We start from the raw sequence: 22,492 nt of genomic DNA on the forward strand, positions 1-22,492 counted from the left end.
ATAATGCAAAACAGGCCGGTGTTCAACCGGCCTGCTGTATGAAATGCTCGTTGAACAGGAAAGGTCAGAAGCGGATTTCTTCTTCCTTCATCACTTGAAAGGCTTTGTTTCCCTTGACCCTGCCGGGTAAGCCCATGAATTTTCGGACGCCTTCCACCTCTGCTTCAAGCAGGTTGTCTTCGTCCGTGTCCAACAGGAGAATGTCACCAGGCGTAAGGTCCAGCAGTTGTCGGCCGGTGATGGTGGTATGGCCAAGTCGGACAACCAGTTCTACCGGCGTCTCCATGAGACGTTCCTTAAAGCGGTTGATCCAGACGTGGTCCACTTCCAAACGTTCCGACTGAAAAGAGGCGTGCAGTTTAGAGCGGATTGGCTCCATCGTGGCATAGGGAAGGCAGACGATAAGGGAGCCGATGGCGTTTTCCAGTTCCACTTCGAACGTCACGACAATGACCACATCCGAAGGGGGGACAATGGCGGCAAATTGTGGGTTAACCTCGGTGCGGACCATTTCCACGTGGACTTCGTGCACCGGCTTCCAGGAGTCTTCCATATTCGTCAACGCGATTTTTACCACGCGGTCCACAATGGCCTGCTCAATAGGTGTGAAATCGCGCCCTTCCACCTTCGGCTGACTGCCTGCGCCGCCAAAAAAACTTTCCACAAGCGCAAAGACCAGTCTAGAATCCACCACAAGAATGGCATTGCCGCGCAATGGATCCATTTTAAAAATAGAGATCGAAGTGGGAACCGGCAACGAACGCATGAAGTCGCCGAATTTGGACATATCGATGGAGATAGGGTTGATGTCAACCCGTTTGCGCATCGTGTTGGCCAGGGCATTGGTGGCAAGACGGGCAAAGCGGTCGTTGACGATTTCCAGGACCGGCATACGGCCCCGAATGATGCGGTCCTGGTTGGCAAGGTCAAAAGACACAACGCCGGAATCATCTTCCGGCAGGTCGGTCTCGGTCTCTACGTCCCCCCCGGAAAGTCCGCGCAGCAGCGCATCAACTTCATCTTGTTCAAGAATTTTGCTCATAGCCCGTAATCCTCAATGCGTTTGGACAATATCCCGGGTTGGCCTGGGCGTGTTTTGGGGCATTGCCTATAAAACAAGCAAAAAACGCGCCGATTTTGGACGGATCATGCGTGGGTCTATTCAGCCTACACCATGCCGCGCAAGAATGGCAATGGGCACAAAAGCGGTATGAAAATTTTTGAGTCAAAAAGACGACGGGTTATTGTGGGGACAACGATGTCAGCCGAACGACGGATACGCCGGGATCCCGATGCTGCAACCAATCTTGCAACGCCCGAACCGTCTGGTCATGGGGGTGCCCGATAGCGATGGCAACGCCTTGGCGTTGGGCAAGACGTTCCGTTTTTTTGAGTTGAAGCAAAATGTCCTGAATAGCAAGTGAGTTGTCAAGAAACACGTCCCGACCATAAAAAGGCAGGTTCTTTTCCTGAGCGGCGCGATAGCCTGCAGACCGGGAAGTGGTGCGGCTGTCGAGGAAAAAAAGTCGTCTGGACTTAAGTTGCTCCATGAGGCAGCGCATTCCGGAGAGGTCTGAGGTAAAACGCGATCCCATATGATTATTGACACCAACGGCCTCGGGAACCTGATCCAGATTCCAACGGATGGTTTTGTCGAGGGATTCTCGAGTCATGGAAGTGAACAATGCGTTTTTACCAGGATTGTCTCCGGGGTATCCAATGGGTTCCATAGGCAGATGCACCAGGATGTCGAGGTCGTGCTGCCGGGCCAACGCACGCACCTCGGCAGCGTGCGACGAAGCGGGCCAGACCGCAAAGGTCACAGGGGCTGGTAATGCGGCAAGCGCACGTGCAATCCGCATGTTTTCTCCCATATCATCAATGACGATCACAACCTTTGGTCCGCGCACCGTGGGTTGATACGGTGGAGGGGCGCCGACGAAACGGTGTGTCTCCACGCCTGCTATACGTATCACCACCGCACCGTGGCTTTCGAGCGAAACGGAAAACGTGTCGTTCGGCAAAACAGCTTCAAGCGATGTTTTGAGCTGTGTCGCGGAAACGGCCTCTGGCAGGTGCAAAACCTGACGGGTATAGGGATCGCCATTGCAGCACAAAAACTGGACATCCTCAAATTCTATATCCGACGTGGGCGCGCCAGCCACCCGCAAAACTTCCAGCAACGCGGAATCTGCAATTTGAACATAGTGCTCCATGCTGCCTGGCTGGTAAATCTCCGTACCCTGAGAGATCACCGGAGTACGCACGATTCCTTGTCTTGCGGAATGAACGGCGGCGTCTGGCGACTCGTTCCAAACACTTTGCAGCAGCAAAAGAAAGATGAGAGCCAGCCCAAGGGTAATAAGTGGGGCAGGCCGCAATAGTCCTGTTGCCAGAGACTTCCACCGCATTCTCCGCGGGGAGGAGTCCTGGTTGGAATCCTCCCCACGGAGGGGGATTTTCTTGTCGGGATCGTGTGACATGAAGCGATGCGTCGAGCCGTTGCGGTTGTCAGCGGTCGATTAGTTGATCTCAGAAATCCTGGGCAGGCTGCGCACGATTTCCAAGGCCAAACGGAGCTGGTTGTCCTTACGCAACATTTCAGCCCCCTTGCTTTCCTTGGAGTCCTTGTCACTGGACTCGCTGGAACCGTTGGCATTTTCCAGGTGGCCGGACAAATCTTTCTCCCGCAGAGTCATGCGGCGGAACATTTCCGTGTCCTTATCTTCCTTGGGGGGAACCACGAATGGAATGCGAAGGTCCGGCATAATGCCCTCCGCCTGGATAGAACGACCGCTGGGCGTATAATAGAGTGCCATGGTTAATTTAATACCGGATCCGTCGGGCAACGGCACAATCTGCTGCACCGAGCCTTTGCCGAAACTGCGATCGCCCAGCAGAAGCGCGCGGTTGTGATCCTGGAGCGCTCCAGCCACAATTTCTGAAGCGGATGCGGAACCGGCGTTGATCAACACAACCATGGGAGCCGTGATGTCGGAGGACTGGGCTTTGGCCATGTAGTCCCGGCGGCCTCGGCCTTCACGGCCCTGAATGTAGACCAGCAAGCCCTTGTCCAGAAAAGTGTCGGAAACCTGAATGGCTTGATCAAGCAATCCACCGGGGTTGTTTCGCAGATCCAGAACAACGCCCTTGATTTCATGATCGGCCCGGTATTCATCAATCTTGGAATGCAGGTCTTCGGTCGTGGTTTCATTAAAGCGTGTCAGACGAATGTACAGATAGCCGCTGTCAAGTTCCTCGGTTTTGACGCTGATCAGTGGGATGGTGCCTCGCGTGATATTCACTTCCACAGGTCGGTTTTCCTCGGGATGCAGCACTGTGAGGCTGACGTCGGTTCCTTCTTTCCCTCGGATTCTGTCCACCGCATCCATGAGCGACATGCCTTTCGTGGATTCTCCATTGATTTCAAGAATAAAATCGCCGGCAAGCAGACCCGCCTTGTATGCGGGAGTATCCTCAATGGGGGAAACCACGATGAGTTGGCCATTGTCCATGCTGATTTCAATGCCGATTCCAGAAAAACGTCCACTGGTGCTCTCTTGCATTTCCTTGAATTCTTCCGAAGTCAGATATGCGGAGTGCGGATCAAGCTGCTCAAGCATGCCTTTTATGGAGTCTTCAATGAGCTGTGTGCGGGAGATGTCTTCAACATAGGAGCTTTCCACGATGTCCAATACCTGACTAAAACGCTTGAGCGCGTCCAGATGGTTTGTTTCCGCAGCGCTGGAGGCAGCAGGGCCGCTTGAAATGGTCAGACCGAACATCAGCAGAAAGGTACACACCCAAAGGGCAAGTCGCATAATATCCTCCAAGAAAGGGGTGCTTGAGAGTATGGGGTGGACACCCAAACTCGATTACTCCGGAAAAAGCCACACAACGGGGTTAATGGGTTTCTGACCAAAACGCAATTCGAAATAAAGTCCGGAGCCTTGCACGGCCGGATAAACGCCTGCCGTTCCCAAAGGCTCATCCTTTTCTACTTCCTGTCCCACTTGAACCATACTCGTGCCTAAAAAGGCATAGAGACTGTAATAGTCGTGGCCGTGGTATACGATGACTACGCGGCCAAAGCCGCGCAATACGTCATTGTGTACCACTTTCCCCCAAAATACGGAACGGATTTCCTCTCCCGGGTCGGTGCGTATGCCGATTCCTCGGTGGGGCGGGGATGCGCCGGGTTCGAAGGAAACCGTTACGGCGCCATGCACAGGCCAGGGCAGAAAACCTTTATTCTCGGCAAACCGTTTGGTTTTTTGGCTTTTGAGGCGATAGTTCAGTTCCTTGATGGTGGCCAGGATGGAGCGTAACTCTTCTTCCAGGTTGTGCCGTTTGCCGCGTACACGTTGTAGAATGGAACGGAGCTGCAGTCGTTTACGGAGCAATTGGTCCTTGCTTTGGTTCACTTCAGCCAGCCGAGCTTCGGCCTTGATGCTCAACGTCTGCTGCCGGGCAAGGTTTTCAGCCCGCTCGCGGGTTGCTTGAACCGCTTGGGCAAATACGGACAAAACACGGCGATAGACCGCAGCCAGCCATTGGAAACGGCGATCCGCTTCTTCCCAGGAGGTAATTCCGGAAAAACGATTCCGCAGATTGCGCATATGGACAGGCCAAATACCGCGTACCAATCGTACTAAATCCTTCCCGATGGCCTTGCGCCGGGCCTGCAGACGAAAATATTCCGCGCGCAGTTCCTCTTCGCGGGTCCGCAGGGAATCAAGAGCGTCTTGTCGTTGGGCAACCTCTTGAGCCAACATTTTGATTTCCTGCTCTGTCTGTTGAAGATCCTGCCCTAGAGCATGCTCCTGGCTTTTCAGTTCCTGGAGCGATTCCTGGCGTTCTCCGGCCTGTTCCCGGTTCTGTTCCAAAGCCTCTTGGAGATCCTGGGCCGAAACCGGGACGGCTATGCACAGCAAAAGGCAAAAGGGTACAAGGAACAGGCAGCAACGCATTATTCACTCCAAAAATGATTCCAGGGGGCAGCCTGAACAGTGAGGTGCCTTTTTTGCGCACCAGCCATTGCCTACCCTGACCAAAAGGGCATGAAATTCATTGCATAGCTTGAAGTCTAGGTGAAGGGAATCCATGAAAAGAGCCTGGAGTTCATGATAGTCGGCCTCCTCATGAATCAATCCATGCCGTTGCGCGATGCGAGCCGTGTAGGCATCGACGACGAACACGGGGTGTTCCAGCGCGTAACACAAAATCGAGTCCGCGGTTTCCGGTCCCACTCCTTTAATGGAGAGGAGCAACGGGCGGAGATCCATCCAGGAGTATTTTCGCAAAGCACTCAGTTGTTCGTCGGGTTCCCCTTGAGAATGCGTATCCAGAAAGTCGAGTAGAGCCATGAGTCGGGCGGCTTTCATACGATAGTACCCTGAAGGGCGTATCAATATCTCCAGTTGATCTTTGGAAAGTTTGCAAAGTTCGGTCGGGGACAGCAGGTCGGCGGATCGAAGGTTGCCAATGGCTTTTGCTGCGTTGGACCAGTTGGTATTTTGTGCCAGGATGGTCCCCACGGCAACTTCAAAAGGTGTTCGTGCGGGCCACCAGCCACTGGGGCCGAGCCGGTCCAGCATGGTTTGATACATGTCTGCAAGGGTCCGCCCCGGGCGCACGGATTAAGCCTCCGTCCAGATCAGAGCCACCCATTCCCCCTGAACCCGACGTTCCGGTTCACCGAGACCGCAGGCCATATAAGCGTCCACAACGGCCTGCCCCTGTTCTTCCAGAATTCCGGAAAGAATTAGGCTTCCGCCGGGGGCCACGGTACGGCGCAACCGTGGAGCCATCTCAATGAGTGGGCCGGAAAGGATGTTGGCGACAACAACTTCGAATTGTTCGTCATCCTCCAACAACTCCAGACTCCCGGTGGCCAGTTCGATATGTTCGGCCATACCGTTGGTTTCCACGTTTTCTCTGGCGCAGGCGACCGCGTCGGGATCTATGTCCAGTCCTTTCCCGTTCCGTCCCAGCATGGCCAGGCCAATGGAGAGAATGCCGGACCCTGTACCCAAATCCAAAAAATTGCCGGGCTGGGGGGCATCGGACCCAAAGAGATCCGACAATGCAGCCAGGCACAAGGACGTGGTCGCATGATGCCCGGTGCCGAACGCCATTTTGGGTTCAATGATGATGGGCGTCATGTCGGGCGAGGCCTTGTCCTTAAGCCAGGGGGGCAACACTTCAAAGCGTTCACCGCAGGCAACGGGAACAAAAAAATCCATCCACCCCATGGCCCAGTTTTCTGGAACGCGTTCTTCTACTGTAGGTTCGGATTCCGGCCAGCGTTGCCGGGCTTGTGCGGCTACAGCATCGGCCTTGGCAGGCGTTTCAAAAAATACCCGACAGCGGACCCCTTCGGGGGTCTCCTCCTCCTCCCAGCCTGCTCCGGTCCGTTCGGACAGAAAAGCAGCCACATCTTCGGTGGTATCAATCTCTTCGCGGGAGGGAACCGTAAATTGTACTTGGTAGAGCATGATGGTCATCTTCAATTGGAGTTGCGACCTGAACAGCAGATCAGGTCTTGGTGTAGATGGTGGAGCGTTTTCCTGTGTATGCAGCCTGAGGAAGGGTCGCTACCCAGGCGTGTTTCTTTCAGAATACGAGGCATGAGGATCCGTTTGATGCATATAGGGGAAAAACGGGTTCCACGCCATCCTGACAGGCGAGGCGGTCCAAGGGAAACGGTTCGTTGTTTCGTGTGGACTTAATGCTCGGCACGGACTTCTCTCTAACTGGTCCGCACCATAGCCGGGTCCGTGGCTTTTGGTCAATGCAGGCTGATAAAGCCCAGTCCGGGACGGCACCGGAAGTGGTATTGCGGTGCCGTCCCGAAGATAGTGGGCTACAAAGCGTTCAGAACATCATCAAGCGCTGAGGCAAAAAGCGCCAAGTCCTGTTCTTCGATGATCAAGGGCGGAAGCAGGCGCAAGACATTGCCCTGTGTCAGGTTCAGAATGAATCCCCTGTCGAGCAGAGCCTTCCATACTTCCTGACCGGGAAAGGCCAACTCCACACCGATCATCAGTCCCTGTCCACGAATGGATACAATAGAATCGGGATGTCGGTCAGCCACATCGCTGAGATGATGCACTGCCAATTCTCCCACTTCCCTGGCCCGTTCGTCCAGACGTTCTTCCCGCATAATTTTTACGACTTCATTTGCAACGGCGGCAACCACCGGTCCCCCACCGAACGTGGTGGCATGGCTGCCGGGTTCGAACCCACGAGCGACCTCGTCGGAAGCCAGGACCGCTCCCATGGGCAGGCCGTTTGCCAACGCTTTGGCCGTTGTGAAGATATCGGGCCGCAAATTGAATTTTTGATGCGCCCAAAACCGTCCCGTACGGCACAATCCCGTCTGCACTTCATCCACGATAAGCAGGAAGTTCTGATGTTCTCGCAGGGTCTTGAGTGTTTCCAAAAATTCCGGAGCCAGAGGACGGACACCGCCTTCTCCCTGAACGACTTCGACCATGACGGCGGCGGTAGCCGGGGAGATGGCATCGCGAAGCGCCTGAGCGTCGTTGAAGGGAATGGTCCGGAATCCTTCCGGCAGTGGGCCGAAACCGTCCTTAATTTTTCCTTCCTGCCCCGTGGCCGTTAGGGTCGCAAGGGTACGGCCATGAAAGGAGCCTTCCAGGGTGATGATTTCATGGGCGTCGGCATGGCGAATATGGTGCATATACCGTCGCGCCAACTTGATGGCGCCTTCATTGGCTTCTGCACCGGAATTGCAAAAAAAGACCTTGTCCGCATGACAGGTTTCCAGCAGTGCTTCAGCCAGCAGGATTTGTGGCTCTTGATAAAAAAGGTTCGAAATATGCCCCAGTGTGGCGGCCTGTTTCAGCATGGCTTCCTGCAGACGGGCATTGCAGTGGCCCAGTCCATTTACAGCGATGCCAGCGAGCAGGTCGATATATTCACGCCCCTCGGGGTCGTAGAGTCGGCATCCCGCGCTTTTGGCAACGGCCAAGGGATACCGGCCATAGGTGTGCATGATGCTGTTTTGTTCCCGTTGCACCCATTCCTGATAGGTCGACGACATGATAGAATGATCCTCCGTGCGAAGTGTTGTTCAGAAGGTACCGGTATGACCGAATCCACCCGCACCACGGTCCGTGTCCGAAAGTTCGTCCACGGGCAGGATGCGGGCTTGGCGCACGGGCAGCAGCACCAGTTGAGCGATGCGTTGTCCGCGCGCCACAACTCGTCGCTCCCCGGAGGTGTTCAGGAGGGAGACGATGATTTCGCCACGGTAATCGGGATCAATAACACCGACTCCCTGGCTTACGGTGAGTCCCTGCTTAGTGCCGAGTCCGCTTCTGGAAAAAATAAATCCGGCCCAACCCGGTTCTGAAATTTCCATGCGGATTCCCGTGCTGATGGCCAGGCGTTCCCCCGGGGCAAGGTGTTTTTCGGACTCGTCGAAACAGGCTCGCAGATCAAGTCCGGCGGAATGGATTGTTCCGTAAGCGAGTTCTTGTTTCTGCCAGACAGGGTGGGTAAAATGAATTTTGACGTCTATTGGGGTCGTGAAATCCTGGGTCATTTATGCTCCTTCATGATACTGACGGTTGTAAATGAACCGAAAGCGTCCTGGTGTCAAACCGTGATTGCCTGTCGAAGCGTATTGCGCTTTCGTTCCGCTGTCGATAGACGAATAAGAAAAGAAAAATCCATCACGCAAGGAGTGTCCCATGCGTCCGTTGAAAACATTTAGTGCCGTACCCCGACTTCCCGACTCCCTTTTCGGCCTTTGGGAGTTGGCGTATAATTGCTGGTTTGCCTGGAATAGTGAAATATCATCTCTTTTCGCCACCATGCATCCTTCCCTGTGGGAAGAATGCCGTGAAAATCCCGTCATTTTCCTCCACCGTCTGCCCCAGAAGATATTGGTGGAATTGAGCGAAGATGACTTTTTTCTTCAGCGTCTCCAGGAGGCGTTGGCCTCTCTCCGCCACTACGTCAGCAAGGCGGGCAACAGCACCAGTTTGCCCGACATGGACGATGCGCGTCCGGCCGTGACGTATTTTAGTCTGGAATATGGTATTGCCACATGCCTGCCCATCTATTCCGGCGGGTTGGGCATTTTAGCGGGCGACCATCTGAAGTCCGCATCGGATCTGAACCTGCCCCTGAACGGGGTGGGTCTCTGCTATAGGGAAGGATATTTCCGGCAGTATATGACGCCGGACGGCTGGCAACAGGAGCGATATCCAGATTATGATTTTGAGGAGTTGCCGCTTCAGCCGGTAAAGGACGAGAAAGGGAATCGAATCACCGTGGATGTGGATCTGGCTGGTCAACGTCTGCTCGCCCAGGCATGGCTTTGTCGGGTCGGGCGTATCTCCCTTTACCTGCTGGATGCCAATATCCCTGAGAATCCGCCGGAGCTTCGGGCCATAACCTCCAGACTCTACGGCGGAGATCTTGAAATGCGCCTGTGTCAGGAGATGTTGCTTGGTGTTGGCGGAGTTCGTCTTATGCATCGGCTTGGCCTGCCGCCGACCGTCGTCCATATGAACGAAGGACACTCCGCGTTCGCAGCTCTCGAACGGATTCGTATTTTTATGCGGGAACATGGTCTCAGCTTTGAAGCCGCGCAGGAAATGGCCGCTTCCACAAGCGTATTCACCACACATACTCCGGTTCCGGCAGGGAACGACCGCTTCCCACCGGAGCTTATGGCCCGCTATTTTGAGCCGTACGCCCGGGACATGGGACTGTCATTCAAAGTGTTTTTGGCACTTGGGAGAGAGGATCCCCGCAACGACCAGGAAGCGTTTTGTATGACGGTGCTGGCGTTGCGGCTTTCACGGTTCAACAACGGAGTCAGCCGGCTGCACGGCAAGGTCTCCCGCAAGATGTGGAAACGAGTCTGGCCTCAATTTCCAGTGGAGGATGTTCCCATCGGGGCCATAACGAACGGTGTGCATATGCCGACCTGGGTGGCCCCAGATATGGCCCTCGTTTATGACCGATATCTTGGTTCCAATTGGCGAGAAGATCCGGACTGTACACGCGTATGGAACAATGCGGATACCATTCCTGATGCTGAGTTGTGGCGCACGCACGAGCGAATGCGGGAGCGCTTGGTGGACTTCGTTCGCAAACGTCTGCGTCGGCAGCTTCTGGAAAAAGGAGCCAGAGCCAGGGAATTGCAGGCCGCTGATGAGGTGTTGGATCCTCGTGCTCTGACCATCGGGTTTGCCCGGCGTTTTGCTACATATAAAAGAGCCAACATTTTGCTTTTGGACGAGGAGCGGTTGTTGCGGCTTCTGTCAAACCGTCAACGTCCCGTACAGTTTATTTTTGCGGGCAAGGCCCACCCAGCCGACAACGACGGAAAACGACTCATTCAAAAGCTCATTGAATTATGCCGTCGGAAAGAAACCAGATACTCCCTGGTGTTTTTAGAAGATTACGACATGAAAATCGCCATGCACATGGTCCAGGGGTGCGATGTTTGGCTGAACACGCCGCGCCGCCCTTTGGAGGCCTGCGGCACGAGCGGGATGAAGGCCATGGCCAATGGCGTGCTCCAGCTTTCCACATTGGACGGCTGGTGGGATGAGGCTTTTCAGCCCGACAATTCGGTGGGCTTCTCCATCGGCATGGGAGAGGAATACGAGGACCACGCATATCAGGATTTCGTTGAAAGCCAGACACTGTACACGGTGTTGGAGAGTGATGTGGTTCCGGATTTCTATGATCGTGGTCATGGGAATCTGCCGCGAAGCTGGATCCATAAAATGAAAAAAGGCATCGGGGAACTGGGACCGTTTTTCAATGCGCACCGAATGGTCGAGGATTATGCCGAACATGCCTATTCTCCTGCGTATAACAGCGGGGTTGCCCTTGCGCGGGACGCGTTTGGACCAGCAAAAGAGTTGGCCTCCTGGCGCATGAATCTGATGACGCAGTGGGGCGGTCTGGCCATACGCAATGTGCGGGCCGAGGCCACGGAACGCGTTTATGTTGGAGAGCCGATTACGGTTTGGGCCGAAGTGCAACTCAATGGTGTCTCCCCGGCGGATGTGCGGGTGGAGGCATATCATGGATTGTTGGACAAGGACGGCGAGTTTTCGTTTCGAAAGACCACGGAAATGTACGAAAATCAGGGCATGGATGACGGCTGGCGGTTGTATCGTTGTGAAATTCAACCCAGGGATCCGGGGCGATTCGGTTTTACGGTCAGAATAATGCCCAGCCATCCACTTTTGCCTGATCCGCATAGCCTTGGCTTAATTCGGTGGGCGTGAGCACGTCATTCTCGTCAAACGCTGTGCGTGCCTTTGGCATCCTTTGATGCCAGCTTTGCTGTTTCTTTCTTCATCTCAGTCGATTACCTCTCATTTTTTTTGGGGGGGCAGGTGGGATTCCACAAGGGGATCTCACCTGATTGATAATGGCATTTTACAATTCCAAAGAAATGAGGTCAAAAAAAAAGCTTCCAAACAGTCTTGATCACATTTTTGTCAAAAAAACAGTGTTGACGTGGGGGGAGAATTGTGGTTTTTTTGCCGTCCTGATCAAAATGGGGTATACAGCAGGTGATTCGTCACCCACAGCAACCTCCAAACATCCCCAACGAGGTGTTCAAAGTGCTGTTTCAGCCGATCAACAAAAATTATCATGAATTCGTCATCGACAGGGACAAGGATCGTTGCATCAATTGCAAGGTCTGTGTCCGGCAATGTTCCTACGAGGCGCATTATTGGGATGAAAACCGGCAAAAGGTCATGCACGACAACAGCAAATGCATCGGTTGCCATCGCTGCGAAGCGCTTTGTCCCACTGCGGCCTTGACCATCCGCCGGAACCGTTCTGAATTTCGCCCCAACGCCAACTGGCGACCAGTGTTTTTGCAAAACATTTACAAACAGGCCGACACCGGTGGCGTGCTTCTGGCAGGCATGGGAAGTCCCGTGGATATCCCTGTCTACTGGGATCGGCTGTTGTTGGATGCCAGCCAGGTGACCAACCCTTCCATCGACCCGCTGCGCGAGCCAATGGAGCTGCGTACGTTTCTTGGTGCCAAGCCTGACAAAGTGGAACTGGGCAACGATGCCGAAGGCAAGCCGGTTTTGAAAACCAAGCTGGCTCCCCAGATCAAGCTGGACACCCCCATCATGTTTGCGGCCATGAGCTTCGGCGCCATCAATTTCAATTTGCATCGGGCCATGGCTCGGGCCGCCACGGAATTAAAGACTGCCTACAATACCGGAGAAGGCGGACTGCATCGTTCTCTTTTCAAGTATGGTCAGCACACCATCGTGCAGGTTGCTTCGGGACGTTTTGGTGTTCACCGGGATTATCTCAACGCCGGATGCGGCATTGAAATCAAGATCGGCCAGGGAGCCAAACCGGGTATCGGTGGCCATCTGCCGGGCGAAAAGATCAACGATAAGGTCTCTGAAACGCGCATGATTCCCATTGGATCGGATGCGATCAGCCCGGCACCACACCACGACATTTATTCCATTGAGGATTTGCTCCAGCTTATTTTTGCGCTCAAGGAGGCCAGCGAATACAAGGTTCCGGTTTCCGTGAAGATTGCAGCCGTGCACAATGTCGCGGCCATTGCGTCGGGAGTTGTCCGCGCCGGAGCCGACATCATCACCGTGGATGGCATGCGAGGCGGCACCGGTGCCGCTCCCGCCATGATTCGAGATAATGTAGGCATCCCCATTGAATTGGCACTGGCCTCGGTGGATCAACGCCTACGGGACGAAGGTATCCGACACAAAGCCTCCGTGGTGGCGGCTGGTGGTATCCGTTGCTCTGCGGACGTGGTCAAGGCCATCGCTCTTGGAGCCGACGCTGTATACATCGGAACAGCCACCCTGCTTTCTGTGGGGTGTACATTATGCGGTCGTTGTTACACAGGGAAGTGTCCTTGGGGCATCGCAACCAACGACCCGCGACTTTCCAAACGCCAGAATCCCGATGTAGCCTCCGGCAAGCTGGTAAATCTGGTACAGGCCTGGAGTCATGAAATTCAGGAGATGCTGGGCGGCATGGGACTCAATTCCATCGAAAGCCTGCGTGGAAACCGTGACAAGCTTCGCGGGGTCGGCCTGAGTGAAACGGAACTGGACATCCTCGGCGTCAAGCACGCCGGAAGGTAGGCACGAGTATGAAGCGCGTTTACCCGAACAGGGAATATTGTATCGGCTGCCATCTGTGTGAGCTGGCCTGCATCACGGCCCATTCCAAATCCGGCGATCTCATCATTGCGTATACTGAGGAACGTCCGGATGACGGGCTTTCCCCGTGCAAAAAAATATTCCAGAAGGGATCGGAGTGTGTGGCGATCAGCTGCCGGCATTGCGACGATCCCTCCTGCGTTGCCGCTTGCATTTCCGGGGCGTTGCACAAGGATCCGGAAACCGGCGAAACCGTTTACGACCGTGAAAAATGCGTGGGTTGCTGGTCTTGCCTTATGGCTTGCCCGTATGGGGCTATTCGCCGTCACCCCGCGGAAAATAAAATCGTGAAATGCGATTTGTGTCACGGCAGGGAAGAGGGACCGGCGTGTGTGCAGGCCTGTCCGAACCAGGCTTTGAAATACGAAGACCGCGACGACTAATTCGCCGAATCCATCGAACGCACGCAAGAGGGCAACATGAAATATGTACTCATTGGAAATGGCGTGGCCACCATTGGGGCCATCGAGGGAATCCGTAAGCATGATCGAGAATCCGAGATTGTTGCTGTCGGGAGCGAACAGTCCGCCCCCTACGGCCGGCCGCTGATCTCCTATCTCTTAGCCGGAAAAATTAATCGGGAACAGCTGGCGTTGCGACCGGAAGAATTCTACCGCAAAAATAAAGTGCAACTGCGCTTGGGCACCACTGTAACGGGCATTGACGCAAAGAAAAAACGGATTAGCACCGATGCCGGGGAAAACATTGAATATGATCGTCTGCTCGTTGCAACGGGCGGCAAGCCGTTCACTCCGCCTATCCCCGGTGGTGACGGACCGGATGTCTATAACTTCACCAATCTGGACCATGCGCAGACATTGATCGGCATGGCCAAGGACGTGCAAAAAGCCGTCGTTGTCGGCGGTGGACTTATCGGACTCAAGGCCGCGGAATCCTTGTTTGACAGAGGGGTCGAGGTTTCCATTCTGGAGTTGTCGCCACGTATTCTTTCGTTGGCGTTCGATGCCAATGCCGCCCGGCTTGCGGCGCGGCGCCTGGATGAAGTCGGCTTGTCCGTCCATTGCGGAGTCACGGCAAAACAGATCGATCGTGATGCATCGGGGCGCGTTTGCGGCGTAAGATGTACCGACGGTACGTATATTCCTACGGAAATTGTGGTGATTGCCATCGGTGTTGTTCCTAATACGGAGCTTGCTGAAGCTGCAGGACTCAACGTGGATCGCGGTATCGTGGTGGACGATCTGATGCGGACCAGTGATGCGGACGTTTTTTCCGCCGGAGACGTGGCCCAGGCCCGGGATCTGCTTCACGACGAAAACCGCGTTGTGCCGATTTGGACCAATGCCTACAATCAAGGCTACTGTGCGGGAAAAAATATGGCCGAGAAAGAAACGCCCTATATCGGCGGATTGGCCATGAACTCCATCAGTTTTTACGGGTTGCCCACGATTTCCGTTGGCACAGTGAATCCCCCCGACGATGACACAGGGTACGAAGTCGAGGCCATGCTCGACGAACGCAAGCAAGCCTACCGTAAGCTTGTGTTCCATGAGAATCGACTTGTGGGGTACGTGCTGGTGGGGGATATCGACCAGGCCGGGCTATACACGTCCTTCATCAAATTCCAGATCAACATTACTCCGGAGATGCGGCAGGGGCTGGCACAGGGGCAACCCGACGTGCTCATGTGGCCTGACCGTTTCTTTGACGATACCTGGAATCCCAACTGGGTCGACAAGGATTAGCCCCGCTTATCAGGAGGAACAATGAAAGCGCCAGAACGCTATTACGATTTTCAAAAGGATATTTCCGGTTGCGGGGTCTTCGGGGTCATCGACACCAAGCGTGGCTTGATCCCCGGACAGGTACCCATCGACGGCATGGCCTGCATGCATGACCGGGGAAACGGTCTTGGTGGTGGGTTCGCCGCTTACGGCATTTACCCGGAGCATGCGGAAGAATACGCGTTGCATCTCATGTGCGACCACAAACAAGCGCTTGATAAGGCGAGAGAAATAATTTTTGCCTATTTCGACGTCGAACATGATGAACCAATCCCGACCCGCCAAACACCGGTGATTACTGATCCACCCACTGTATGGCGATTTTTTGCCACTCCACGGGCCGACTGTCCCCAGGATTGCCGGGGGCTTCCCGAGGAGGACTACGTGGTTGCCCTGGTGATGAAAATTAATACCACGGTCGCAGGTGCCTATATTTTTTCCAGCGGAAAAAACATGGGAGCCTTCAAAGGCGTTGGCTACCCTGAAGACATTGCGGAATTCTTCCGTGTAGACGAATATTCCGCCTACCTGTGGACCGCCCACAACCGATTCCCGACGAACACGCCGGGCTGGTGGGGCGGAGCGCATCCCTTCACGCTTTTGGACTGGTCCATCGTGCACAACGGGGAAATCAGTTCCTACGGCATCAACCGGCGTTGGTTATGCGAAAACGACTATCTTTGCACCATGATGACCGACACCGAGGTCGTTGCCTATGAACTGGATCTGTTGGTGCGCAAACACGGGTTGTCCCGACGCATGGCAAGCAAGGTTTTTGCTCCGCCCTTTTGGGATGAAATTGAACGCATGCCCAAGTCCGAGCAGGATGTGTATTCCGCACTGCGCATGACCTATGGATCCGGAATGTTGAACGGACCATTCGCCATCCTGGTTGGCAACAGTAAAGGGTTATGGGGGCTCAACGACCGAATTAAATTGCGTCCGCTGCTGGTTGCGGAAAAAGGCGACCAGGTGTTCATGTCCAGCGAAGAGTCTGCTGTGCGAAAGGTGAGTCCTGAACTGGACAGAGTCTGGATGCCCAAGGCCGGGGAGCCGGTGATCGTCGATTTGGAGGCCTAAATGAATGTAATCAAGGACGACGTCGCGGTATTGGATGCCGCGGACATCTACTATCGGGAGTTCAACGAGCAGATTCGGGAACTGATCCGCCAGGGCGTCACCAGGTTCCAGCTCGACAACGTCAATGGGCATCGCTACATCGCCACTGGGCTTGAAGGGGAGTTCCATTTTGTCATCAACGGCCTCCCGGGGCAGGATCTAGCCGCTTTCACCCGTGGGTCCGTCATCAGGGTGAACGGCAACGTTCAGGATGGTGTCGGCAACACCATGGATGACGGTAAAATTGTGGTGGACGGCATGGGTGGCGACGTTGTGGGCTACGCCATGCGAGGCGGTAAGATTTATATCCGTACCGATGTTGGCTACCGCGTGGGAATTCACATGAAGTCCTACCTCGACAGACGGCCCGTTATTGTTGTTGGCGGCAAGGCCGGGGATTTCCTCGGGGAATATATGGCCGGTGGAATTATTTTGCTTCTCGGGATGTTTTCTGATAAGCCAGATGCGCCGATTACGGGACGAGGTCTTGGAACCGGTATGCATGGCGGCGTTATTTTCGTACGCGGCACCGTGCCGGAGCATCAGCTTGGGCCGGGATTGCGTGCGCAGCCGGTCAATGCCGAAGACCTGGAAACCATTCGGGAACTTGTGCGGGACTATGCGACGGAACTGGACTTGGACCCCGAGGCCATTCTCGACGAGTCCTTTACAAAGATCCGTCCGTTTTCGCATCGTCCCTACGGCAATATGTATGTGCCGACCTAAGACGCACCGATTTCAGGAGGAATCATGTTCACTTCCATCGCTCACGCCATGGGCGCCCAGCCGGGCGGCCAGGCCGCTGCCCCGGACGGAATCGCGGGCCTGCTCGCCGGGCCTTTGCCTATGCTCATTCTCATGTTCGCCATTTTCTATTTTCTGCTCATCCGTCCGCAGCAGAAAAAAGCCAAGCAGCATAAAGAAATGCTCGCGGCTTTGAAAGTTGGCGACAAAGTCATGACCGGCGGCGGCTTTTACGGTCGCATCAAGGCCATCGATCAAGATGTCCTGACCGTGGAACTCTCCGAAAATGTTGAAGTCAAACTCAATCGGGGATACATCGCCGGACCGTCCGACACCAAGTAATACGTCTGCGGCCTTCACGATTGACGAAAGGGCAAGCATGCGGCTGCGTCGGGCTTACCGTCCTCCGGTCGCACTTGCCTTTTATGCGTCTTTACGCATGTGAGAACCCTCGCCAAGGAAACTCTCAATGAATTCGATTCTGCGCTGGAAAATCGTCCTGACTGTGGCGGTCGTTGTTCTGGGCGTCTACCTTGCTTTGCCTTCGCTTCCCGGCGTCAAAGGCTCCGCAATGGATAAATTTTTGCCCAACGACGCCATTAACCTGGGCCTGGATCTCAAGGGCGGCATCTTTCTGACCCTTGAAGTAGATATGGATAAGGCCGTAGAAACCAAACTGGGCAGATTGGCTCAAGAGCTTAAGGATTACGCCGAAGAACGTGGTGTGGGATTCCTGAATCCCAAGGTGCTTGAGGATCGTTCCGTCGAAGTCAATCTGCACGACACCTCACATCAGGACACCTTCGACGCCTTGTTGGAGGAAAATTTCTCCGTATTCACCCCCACCATCACTCCCCTGTCCTCAGGCGGGGTGAGCTACTCCCTGCGTGTTTCCCAAAACTACCTGGATCGTTTCAAGCAGGAAACCATGCGGCAAACCGTGGACATCGTTCGGAACCGAATCGACCGTCGGGGAGTTGTTGAACCGGACATTCGCCAGCAGGAAGGCAACCGGATTCAGATTCAGTTGCCCGGTATGGAAGACGCGGAGCAGGCTATCAGCGTCATCACGCAGATGGGACAGCTTGAGTTTAAGATCGAGGCCTCAGGCGTGAGCGTGGAGCAGGCCCGAAACAACCCACTCGAATACGAAGTCGCCTTTGTTCAAGACGATCCCGGCGCTCCCATCGTACTGCGGAAAAACCCGGTGCTTACCGGCGAGTACATCGCTGACGCCGCACCGAACTTTGATCGCAACAACCGTCCCTACGTCTTGCTGGAGCTTGACGGACGCGGCGCCACCATCTTTGAACAAGTTACCGCGGCAAACGTGAACAAGCGTCTCGCCATTATCTTGGATGGAAAAGTCTATTCAGCTCCGGTAATCAATGAACGCATCGGCGGCGGCAGGGCCAGCATCAGCGGCAACTTTACCGTGCAAAAGGCCAAGGATTTGGTCACGGTGCTTAAAGACGCGTTGCCCGCGCCCGTTGAAAAGGTTGCCGAGTCCACCATCGGTCCGTCTCTCGGACAGGAGTCCATTGATAAGGGCATCAACGCTGCCGTGATCGGTCTCTCCCTGGTGATCATATTCATGGTCATCTACTATGGAATGGCCGGTGTGTTTGCGGACACGGTGTTGTTGCTCAACCTGGTTTTGATCATGGCGGGACTCGCCGCTTTCGGGGCCACCCTGACCTTGCCGGGCATTGCCGGTATTATCCTGACCATCGGTATGGCTGTGGACGCCAACGTGATCATCTTCGAGCGCATACGTGAAGAGTTGCGTCGCGGACTTACACCTAAGGCCGCTGTTCAGGAAGGATTTGGGCGAGCTACGTTGACCATTTTGGACGCCAACGTGACCACGGTTATCGCTGCCATCATCTTATATCAATTCGGTACCGGTCCCATTCGCGGTTTTGCCGTGACTCTGACGCTCGGTATCATCACCTCCATGTTCACGGCCATCTTCGTTTCCCGCGTCTTTTTCGACATCTACACGCGGAACAAGGGTTCCCAGGCCAAGATCAGCATTTAAGGGAGGCACAATATGGGACTGCAAATCATCAAACCGAACACCAGGATCGACTTTATCGGGTTTCGCCGCATAGCGTTCCTGATTTCCGCTCTGGTTATCGCCGTGGGCATCGTCTCCCTGGTTGGAAAGGGCGGCCCTCGCTACGGCATCGACTTTGCCGGGGGCATCATCATTCAGGCCAAAGTACACGCCGAGGAGCACCTGGATGTGCGAGACGTGCAGGACGCCATGAAGGCCGTGGAATTGCCTGGCCTTGTGGTCCAGGAAATCCTGAATGAAAAAAACGAATTCCTGATTCGCACGTCGGCATCCGATGTGGATACGGAAGTGGTGCGCAACCAAGTTATGGAGAATGTCTCATCAGCCTTCAATGGTGCCGAAGTGGAAGTTCGCCGCACGGAGATGGTGGGACCGAAAGTATCCGACGACCTGCGCACAAAAGCTCTGGAAGCTCTGTTTTATGCGGTTTTGCTCATTGCGATCTATATTTCCGGACGCTTTGAACAACGATGGATGGCCGCCGCGATCATGGCTGGGGGACTCTTCGCCGGTATTACAGCGCTTCAGTTCCTCGGTCTGTCCATCACCTTCCTGATCTTCGGCGCCCTGGCCATTACTCTTGGTCTTTGTTGGTACTTGAAGCTCAATTACGCATTGGGAGCCGTTGCCGCGCTTCTACATGACGTCATGATCACCGTGGGTGTTTTCTCCTTGCTCGACAAAGAGTTCGATTTGACCATCATCGCGGCTTTGTTGACCATTATTGGATACTCTCTCAACGACACCATCATCGTCTTTGACCGTATCCGTGAAAACATCAAAGGCCAGAGCGACGAACACCTCAAGGACATCATCAACATCAGCGTGAACCAGACCTTGTCACGAACCATTCTGACATCTGGTACCACGTTGTTGGTTGTGGCCGCGTTGTTCATTTTCGGTGGAGGCGCTATCCACGATTTTGCGCTGGCACTGCTTGTCGGCATTTTTGTGGGAACCTATTCCTCGGTCTTCGTGGCCAGCCCGGTTCTGCTTGGCTTCGGACCGACTATGCCAGCGGATGCCCCAAAGGAAGCAGCCGCGTAACCGTTTACTGAGTAACAATAGAGCCGCTCTGCACCTTCGGGTGTGGAGCGGCTTTTTTATATCGTATTGGGAAAAAGATAATATATCAGTGATGGACCAAGCGGTTCCAAAATGAAGAGAAGACACGAGGGGCTGCGGCGCGTTCTAACACAAAGCATCCTACGACAAAAATCGGGAAAAGCAGAAGATAGGGAAGGATATTGATGTCAGATGTTCCTGAAAATAATGAAACCCGACTCAACGCCGTGGTATACATCCCTTCATAAATGTAGATGGCCAAGGAGATTTTACCCATAAAGCAGAAGATCGATGCAAGCGGAAGTTTCCAATCATGCTGGAAGAAAAGCACCGCAACAAGGAAAAGCATGGCATACAATCCTATCGGGATCGCGATTTCCCAAATCGGGGGCAACGTTTGCAGTTTTGGTACAGTTGTAGCTGCCGCTTGTGTCAGTCGGGCAATGATGCAAAGTGCTGCAAAGCAGAAGCAGGAAATCACAAAAAGCGGAGTGGATCGGCGCCATTGTCGATAGTACAACACTTTAGCGTAGTACATGCCAAAAGCAAAAAGAAAGATATGCCCACAATAGACAAAAAGATACATCCAACAGCGAATCTTAGGAACATCCAGGAAAGAAAATGCAATATTGAGAGCCATAACACTTCCAATTGAAAAGAATAGGAAATGTTTCTCTAATAATTGCAAAAGCCAAAATAAGATTGGTGCCGCAATATAACACATGACAATCGCAGGTAAAAACCAGTGGTAAGCTGGGTCATGAAATTGCAGCAAAAGAATTTGCGATAGCTGCAAATTCTGCAAGGTTACCCCTGGATCAAACAAAAGATTCAATATGAGCCAAAGCCAATATAATGGAAAAAGCCGAAGTGCTCGTTTGCCAAAGAAGCTGATCAGTCCGTGGCCGATGCCATTGTTTGCAAGACGGTTGTTAAGGGAATGGTAAATTCCGTAACCGGAGACAATAAAAAAGAAAGCGATCAAATAGCCCGGATGCGTCGGGATCGAATGTTCCATAAAGCGCGAAGAAAAATGCCCAATCGCCACGGCAAACACTGCGAGACCGCGAATGTAGTTGATTCGGCGCGATAGCCCGGTCTGGGCTTTGGGTATGCCTTGTGCCTCGATTTGTGACATGCTGCAGCCTCACTTTATTCCATGCTGGCATTGTATAGCCTGCTTATGGAAACCGTGTCAAAATGGAACCCATGATGCAAACAGCCCGTGAGAGCGAACTCCCACGGGCTGTCTTTTTTTGAAACGAAGCCGGAGACTAAGAGAGCTGGCCCAACAGGGTCTGCTTGATTTCGTCAATCGTTCCTTCGCCGTCCAGTTCAATGTACGTGAAGCCGGCATCGGCGGCCTTGTTCTTGTAGAAGTAGGCAGCGGCCAGGGTGCCGGTTTCATCGTTGTAGTAGATGTCGTGGCGCTTGTTAATGGCCTCTTCGTCCACGTCATCGGCGCGCTCAGAAAGCTCGCCACCGCAAACACGGCACTTTCCGTCCTTAGGAGCGATGGCCGGGATACCGACGTTATTGGGATGGTTGGGATCGTTGGCGCAGAGGCGGCGGCCCATGATGCGGGCGGCAGCCACCTGGCGCGGCAACAGGATCTCGATCACGTAGTCGAGCTTGACGCCATCCTTCTGCAAAGCATCCCAGAGCTTCTCCGCCTGCGCGATGGAGCGGGGGAACCCGTCCAACAGCCACCCATTAGGGCTTGCGTTTTTGAGCACGTCCAGCACCATGGGGATGGTGATGTCATCCGGGACCAACTCACCCTTATCGATGTATTCCTTGGCCTTGAGGCCCAGTTCCGTGCCGCCGCCAATGTGCTTGCGGAAAATGGCACCGGATTCAATGTGATCCAGGTCGTATTTTTCTTTGACCAGGGAACCCTGCGTACCTTTACCGCTACCGTTGGGGCCGAAAATCAGAATGTTCACGCTCTTCCTCCTAGAAAAATCGATTGTGCAAAACGTAACAAGCATCCATATCCCTTGATAGAAAGGCTGTCAATGCCCGCCCTGTCGCGGGGTTGCGTGTTTTCATTTATCCATATCTCTGATACGTAGTTTTGCAGAGGTGCGTTAATGAGTGGAATGAATTTGGAACGATGTGGCCGCGCTGCCTGGTTACTAGGACTTGTGGGAGTTGCCATCTGGTTGCCCATCGTGGCCTGGGCGCTGCTGGAGGCCGGAGACGTTACAGGTGGAATCGTTGCCACGGCTTGGTTTGGTGCTGGAGTTGGTCTGGCCTGGTATCTCGCTCCATGGCGAAACAAAAACACACCGCTCTGGAAACCGCTGAGTATCTGCTTGGGAAGTGTGGTCATTGCGGCCACATTTTTCACTTACCGCTATGATCTGCATGAGGGGCAGGGCAGTTCTTTCCTCTGGAGCATGGCTGTCCTGTTGGTCATGTTTTTGCCAGCGTTTCTCGCCGGACGTAAGCGGTGGTATGAACTTTTTCCTGACCAGAAAGATGAAAAGGCAAGGTAAACCCCG

At 54.1% G+C, this 22,492-nt stretch carries 20 protein-coding genes; 10 read left to right on the forward strand and 10 right to left on the reverse strand.

All coding sequences use genetic code 11. The features are described from left to right. Window positions 1-64: 64 nt before the first annotated feature. The 8 genes from fliM to dut form a co-directional block, all read right to left on the reverse strand. Window positions 65-1,042, reverse strand: coding sequence for a flagellar motor switch protein FliM (gene fliM / locus B5D49_RS05820; RefSeq protein ID WP_078716723.1), 978 nt, complete (start codon window positions 1,040-1,042; stop codon window positions 65-67). 199 nt (window positions 1,043-1,241) lie between these two features. After that, a complete protein-coding gene (locus B5D49_RS05825; protein ID WP_159447147.1) occupies window positions 1,242-2,267 on the reverse strand; it encodes a divergent polysaccharide deacetylase family protein in 1,026 nt (341 codons plus the stop codon). Window positions 2,268-2,522: 255 nt separating this feature from the next. Beyond that, window positions 2,523-3,821 (reverse strand): S41 family peptidase, encoded by a 1,299-nt coding sequence (locus B5D49_RS05830; RefSeq protein WP_078716725.1) that lies wholly within the window; start codon window positions 3,819-3,821, stop codon window positions 2,523-2,525. Between the two features lie 54 nt (window positions 3,822-3,875). Continuing rightward, window positions 3,876-4,970 carry a murein hydrolase activator EnvC family protein gene (locus B5D49_RS05835; protein WP_078716726.1) on the reverse strand — a complete coding sequence of 365 codons (1,095 nt, stop codon included), beginning with the start codon at window positions 4,968-4,970 and terminating at the stop codon, window positions 3,876-3,878. A gap of 3 nt (window positions 4,971-4,973) precedes the next feature. Then, window positions 4,974-5,609: an endonuclease III domain-containing protein gene (locus B5D49_RS05840; RefSeq protein WP_078716822.1), complete on the reverse strand. Its 636-nt coding sequence runs from the start codon at window positions 5,607-5,609 to the stop codon at window positions 4,974-4,976. A gap of 30 nt (window positions 5,610-5,639) precedes the next feature. After that, window positions 5,640-6,497: a 50S ribosomal protein L11 methyltransferase gene (locus B5D49_RS05845; RefSeq protein ID WP_234990633.1), complete on the reverse strand. Its 858-nt coding sequence runs from the start codon at window positions 6,495-6,497 to the stop codon at window positions 5,640-5,642. Window positions 6,498-6,865: 368 nt separating this feature from the next. Further along, window positions 6,866-8,068 (reverse strand): aspartate aminotransferase family protein, encoded by a 1,203-nt coding sequence (locus tag B5D49_RS05850; protein ID WP_078716728.1) that lies wholly within the window; start codon window positions 8,066-8,068, stop codon window positions 6,866-6,868. 30 nt (window positions 8,069-8,098) lie between these two features. Next, window positions 8,099-8,572: a dUTP diphosphatase gene (gene dut / locus B5D49_RS05855; protein ID WP_078716729.1), complete on the reverse strand. Its 474-nt coding sequence runs from the start codon at window positions 8,570-8,572 to the stop codon at window positions 8,099-8,101. Between the two features lie 148 nt (window positions 8,573-8,720). On the opposite strand from dut, the gene glgP reads away from it, so the two are divergent. The 9 genes from glgP (at window position 8,721) to secF (ending at window position 19,967) form a co-directional block, all read left to right on the forward strand. Next, window positions 8,721-11,285 carry an alpha-glucan family phosphorylase gene (gene glgP / locus B5D49_RS05860; RefSeq protein WP_078716730.1) on the forward strand — a complete coding sequence of 855 codons (2,565 nt, stop codon included), beginning with the start codon at window positions 8,721-8,723 and terminating at the stop codon, window positions 11,283-11,285. A gap of 342 nt (window positions 11,286-11,627) precedes the next feature. Then, on the forward strand, window positions 11,628-13,154 hold the full coding sequence (locus tag B5D49_RS05865; protein WP_078716823.1) for a glutamate synthase-related protein: 1,527 nt from the start codon (window positions 11,628-11,630) through the stop codon (window positions 13,152-13,154). An 8-nt stretch (window positions 13,155-13,162) separates the two neighbouring features. Beyond that, window positions 13,163-13,615 (forward strand): 4Fe-4S dicluster domain-containing protein, encoded by a 453-nt coding sequence (locus tag B5D49_RS05870; RefSeq protein WP_078716731.1) that lies wholly within the window; start codon window positions 13,163-13,165, stop codon window positions 13,613-13,615. 36 nt (window positions 13,616-13,651) lie between these two features. Continuing rightward, the gene (locus B5D49_RS05875; RefSeq protein ID WP_078716732.1) at window positions 13,652-14,938 is read left to right on the forward strand and encodes an NAD(P)/FAD-dependent oxidoreductase; all 1,287 of its coding nucleotides are present in this window, start codon (window positions 13,652-13,654) and stop codon (window positions 14,936-14,938) included. Window positions 14,939-14,959: 21 nt separating this feature from the next. Then, the gene (locus tag B5D49_RS05880) at window positions 14,960-16,057 is read left to right on the forward strand and encodes a class II glutamine amidotransferase (RefSeq protein ID WP_078716733.1); all 1,098 of its coding nucleotides are present in this window, start codon (window positions 14,960-14,962) and stop codon (window positions 16,055-16,057) included. After that, window positions 16,058-16,822 carry a GltB/FmdC/FwdC-like GXGXG domain-containing protein gene (locus B5D49_RS05885; RefSeq protein ID WP_078716734.1) on the forward strand — a complete coding sequence of 255 codons (765 nt, stop codon included), beginning with the start codon at window positions 16,058-16,060 and terminating at the stop codon, window positions 16,820-16,822. A 21-nt stretch (window positions 16,823-16,843) separates the two neighbouring features. Continuing rightward, on the forward strand, window positions 16,844-17,182 hold the full coding sequence (gene yajC / locus B5D49_RS05890) for a preprotein translocase subunit YajC (protein WP_078716735.1): 339 nt from the start codon (window positions 16,844-16,846) through the stop codon (window positions 17,180-17,182). 127 nt (window positions 17,183-17,309) lie between these two features. Beyond that, window positions 17,310-18,881: a protein translocase subunit SecD gene (gene secD, locus B5D49_RS05895; RefSeq protein WP_078716736.1), complete on the forward strand. Its 1,572-nt coding sequence runs from the start codon at window positions 17,310-17,312 to the stop codon at window positions 18,879-18,881. Between the two features lie 12 nt (window positions 18,882-18,893). After that, the gene (gene secF, locus B5D49_RS05900; RefSeq protein WP_078716737.1) at window positions 18,894-19,967 is read left to right on the forward strand and encodes a protein translocase subunit SecF; all 1,074 of its coding nucleotides are present in this window, start codon (window positions 18,894-18,896) and stop codon (window positions 19,965-19,967) included. 85 nt (window positions 19,968-20,052) lie between these two features. Here secF and B5D49_RS05905 read toward each other — a convergent pair whose 3' ends face one another. Both B5D49_RS05905 and B5D49_RS05910 read right to left on the reverse strand, forming a co-directional pair. Continuing rightward, on the reverse strand, window positions 20,053-21,123 hold the full coding sequence (locus B5D49_RS05905; protein ID WP_078716738.1) for an acyltransferase family protein: 1,071 nt from the start codon (window positions 21,121-21,123) through the stop codon (window positions 20,053-20,055). 136 nt (window positions 21,124-21,259) lie between these two features. After that, entirely contained in the window at window positions 21,260-21,931 is a 672-nt protein-coding gene (locus tag B5D49_RS05910) for an adenylate kinase (RefSeq protein ID WP_078716739.1), read from the reverse strand. A gap of 147 nt (window positions 21,932-22,078) precedes the next feature. Between B5D49_RS05910 and B5D49_RS05915 the strand changes: the two genes are divergently transcribed. Continuing rightward, complete coding sequence (locus B5D49_RS05915) at window positions 22,079-22,486, forward strand: hypothetical protein (protein ID WP_144019199.1); 408 nt, start codon at window positions 22,079-22,081, stop codon at window positions 22,484-22,486. Window positions 22,487-22,492: the final 6 nt, after the last annotated feature.

Origin of the sequence: Paucidesulfovibrio gracilis DSM 16080 (assembly GCF_900167125.1) — a bacterium.
Taxonomy (GTDB): Bacteria; Desulfobacterota; Desulfovibrionia; order Desulfovibrionales; family Desulfovibrionaceae; genus Paucidesulfovibrio; species Paucidesulfovibrio gracilis.

What these genes read in the sequence shown, in the direction of transcription:
- fliM (WP_078716723.1), bottom strand. Translation starts at nt 1,042, where the DNA reads ATGAGCAAAATTCTTGAACAAGATGAAGTTGATGCGCTGCTGCGCGGA.
- B5D49_RS05830 (WP_078716725.1), bottom strand. Translation starts at nt 3,821, where the DNA reads ATGCGACTTGCCCTTTGGGTGTGTACCTTTCTGCTGATGTTCGGTCTG.
- B5D49_RS05835 (WP_078716726.1), bottom strand. Translation starts at nt 4,970, where the DNA reads ATGCGTTGCTGCCTGTTCCTTGTACCCTTTTGCCTTTTGCTGTGCATA.
- B5D49_RS05840 (WP_078716822.1), bottom strand. Translation starts at nt 5,609, where the DNA reads ATGTATCAAACCATGCTGGACCGGCTCGGCCCCAGTGGCTGGTGGCCC.
- B5D49_RS05845 (WP_234990633.1), bottom strand. Translation starts at nt 6,497, where the DNA reads ATGCTCTACCAAGTACAATTTACGGTTCCCTCCCGCGAAGAGATTGAT.
- B5D49_RS05850 (WP_078716728.1), bottom strand. Translation starts at nt 8,068, where the DNA reads ATGTCGTCGACCTATCAGGAATGGGTGCAACGGGAACAAAACAGCATC.
- dut (WP_078716729.1), bottom strand. Translation starts at nt 8,572, where the DNA reads ATGACCCAGGATTTCACGACCCCAATAGACGTCAAAATTCATTTTACC.
- glgP (WP_078716730.1), top strand. Translation starts at nt 8,721, where the DNA reads ATGCGTCCGTTGAAAACATTTAGTGCCGTACCCCGACTTCCCGACTCC.
- B5D49_RS05870 (WP_078716731.1), top strand. Translation starts at nt 13,163, where the DNA reads ATGAAGCGCGTTTACCCGAACAGGGAATATTGTATCGGCTGCCATCTG.
- B5D49_RS05875 (WP_078716732.1), top strand. Translation starts at nt 13,652, where the DNA reads ATGAAATATGTACTCATTGGAAATGGCGTGGCCACCATTGGGGCCATC.
- B5D49_RS05880 (WP_078716733.1), top strand. Translation starts at nt 14,960, where the DNA reads ATGAAAGCGCCAGAACGCTATTACGATTTTCAAAAGGATATTTCCGGT.
- B5D49_RS05885 (WP_078716734.1), top strand. Translation starts at nt 16,058, where the DNA reads ATGAATGTAATCAAGGACGACGTCGCGGTATTGGATGCCGCGGACATC.
- secD (WP_078716736.1), top strand. Translation starts at nt 17,310, where the DNA reads ATGAATTCGATTCTGCGCTGGAAAATCGTCCTGACTGTGGCGGTCGTT.
- secF (WP_078716737.1), top strand. Translation starts at nt 18,894, where the DNA reads ATGGGACTGCAAATCATCAAACCGAACACCAGGATCGACTTTATCGGG.
- B5D49_RS05905 (WP_078716738.1), bottom strand. Translation starts at nt 21,123, where the DNA reads ATGTCACAAATCGAGGCACAAGGCATACCCAAAGCCCAGACCGGGCTA.
- B5D49_RS05915 (WP_144019199.1), top strand. Translation starts at nt 22,079, where the DNA reads ATGAGTGGAATGAATTTGGAACGATGTGGCCGCGCTGCCTGGTTACTA.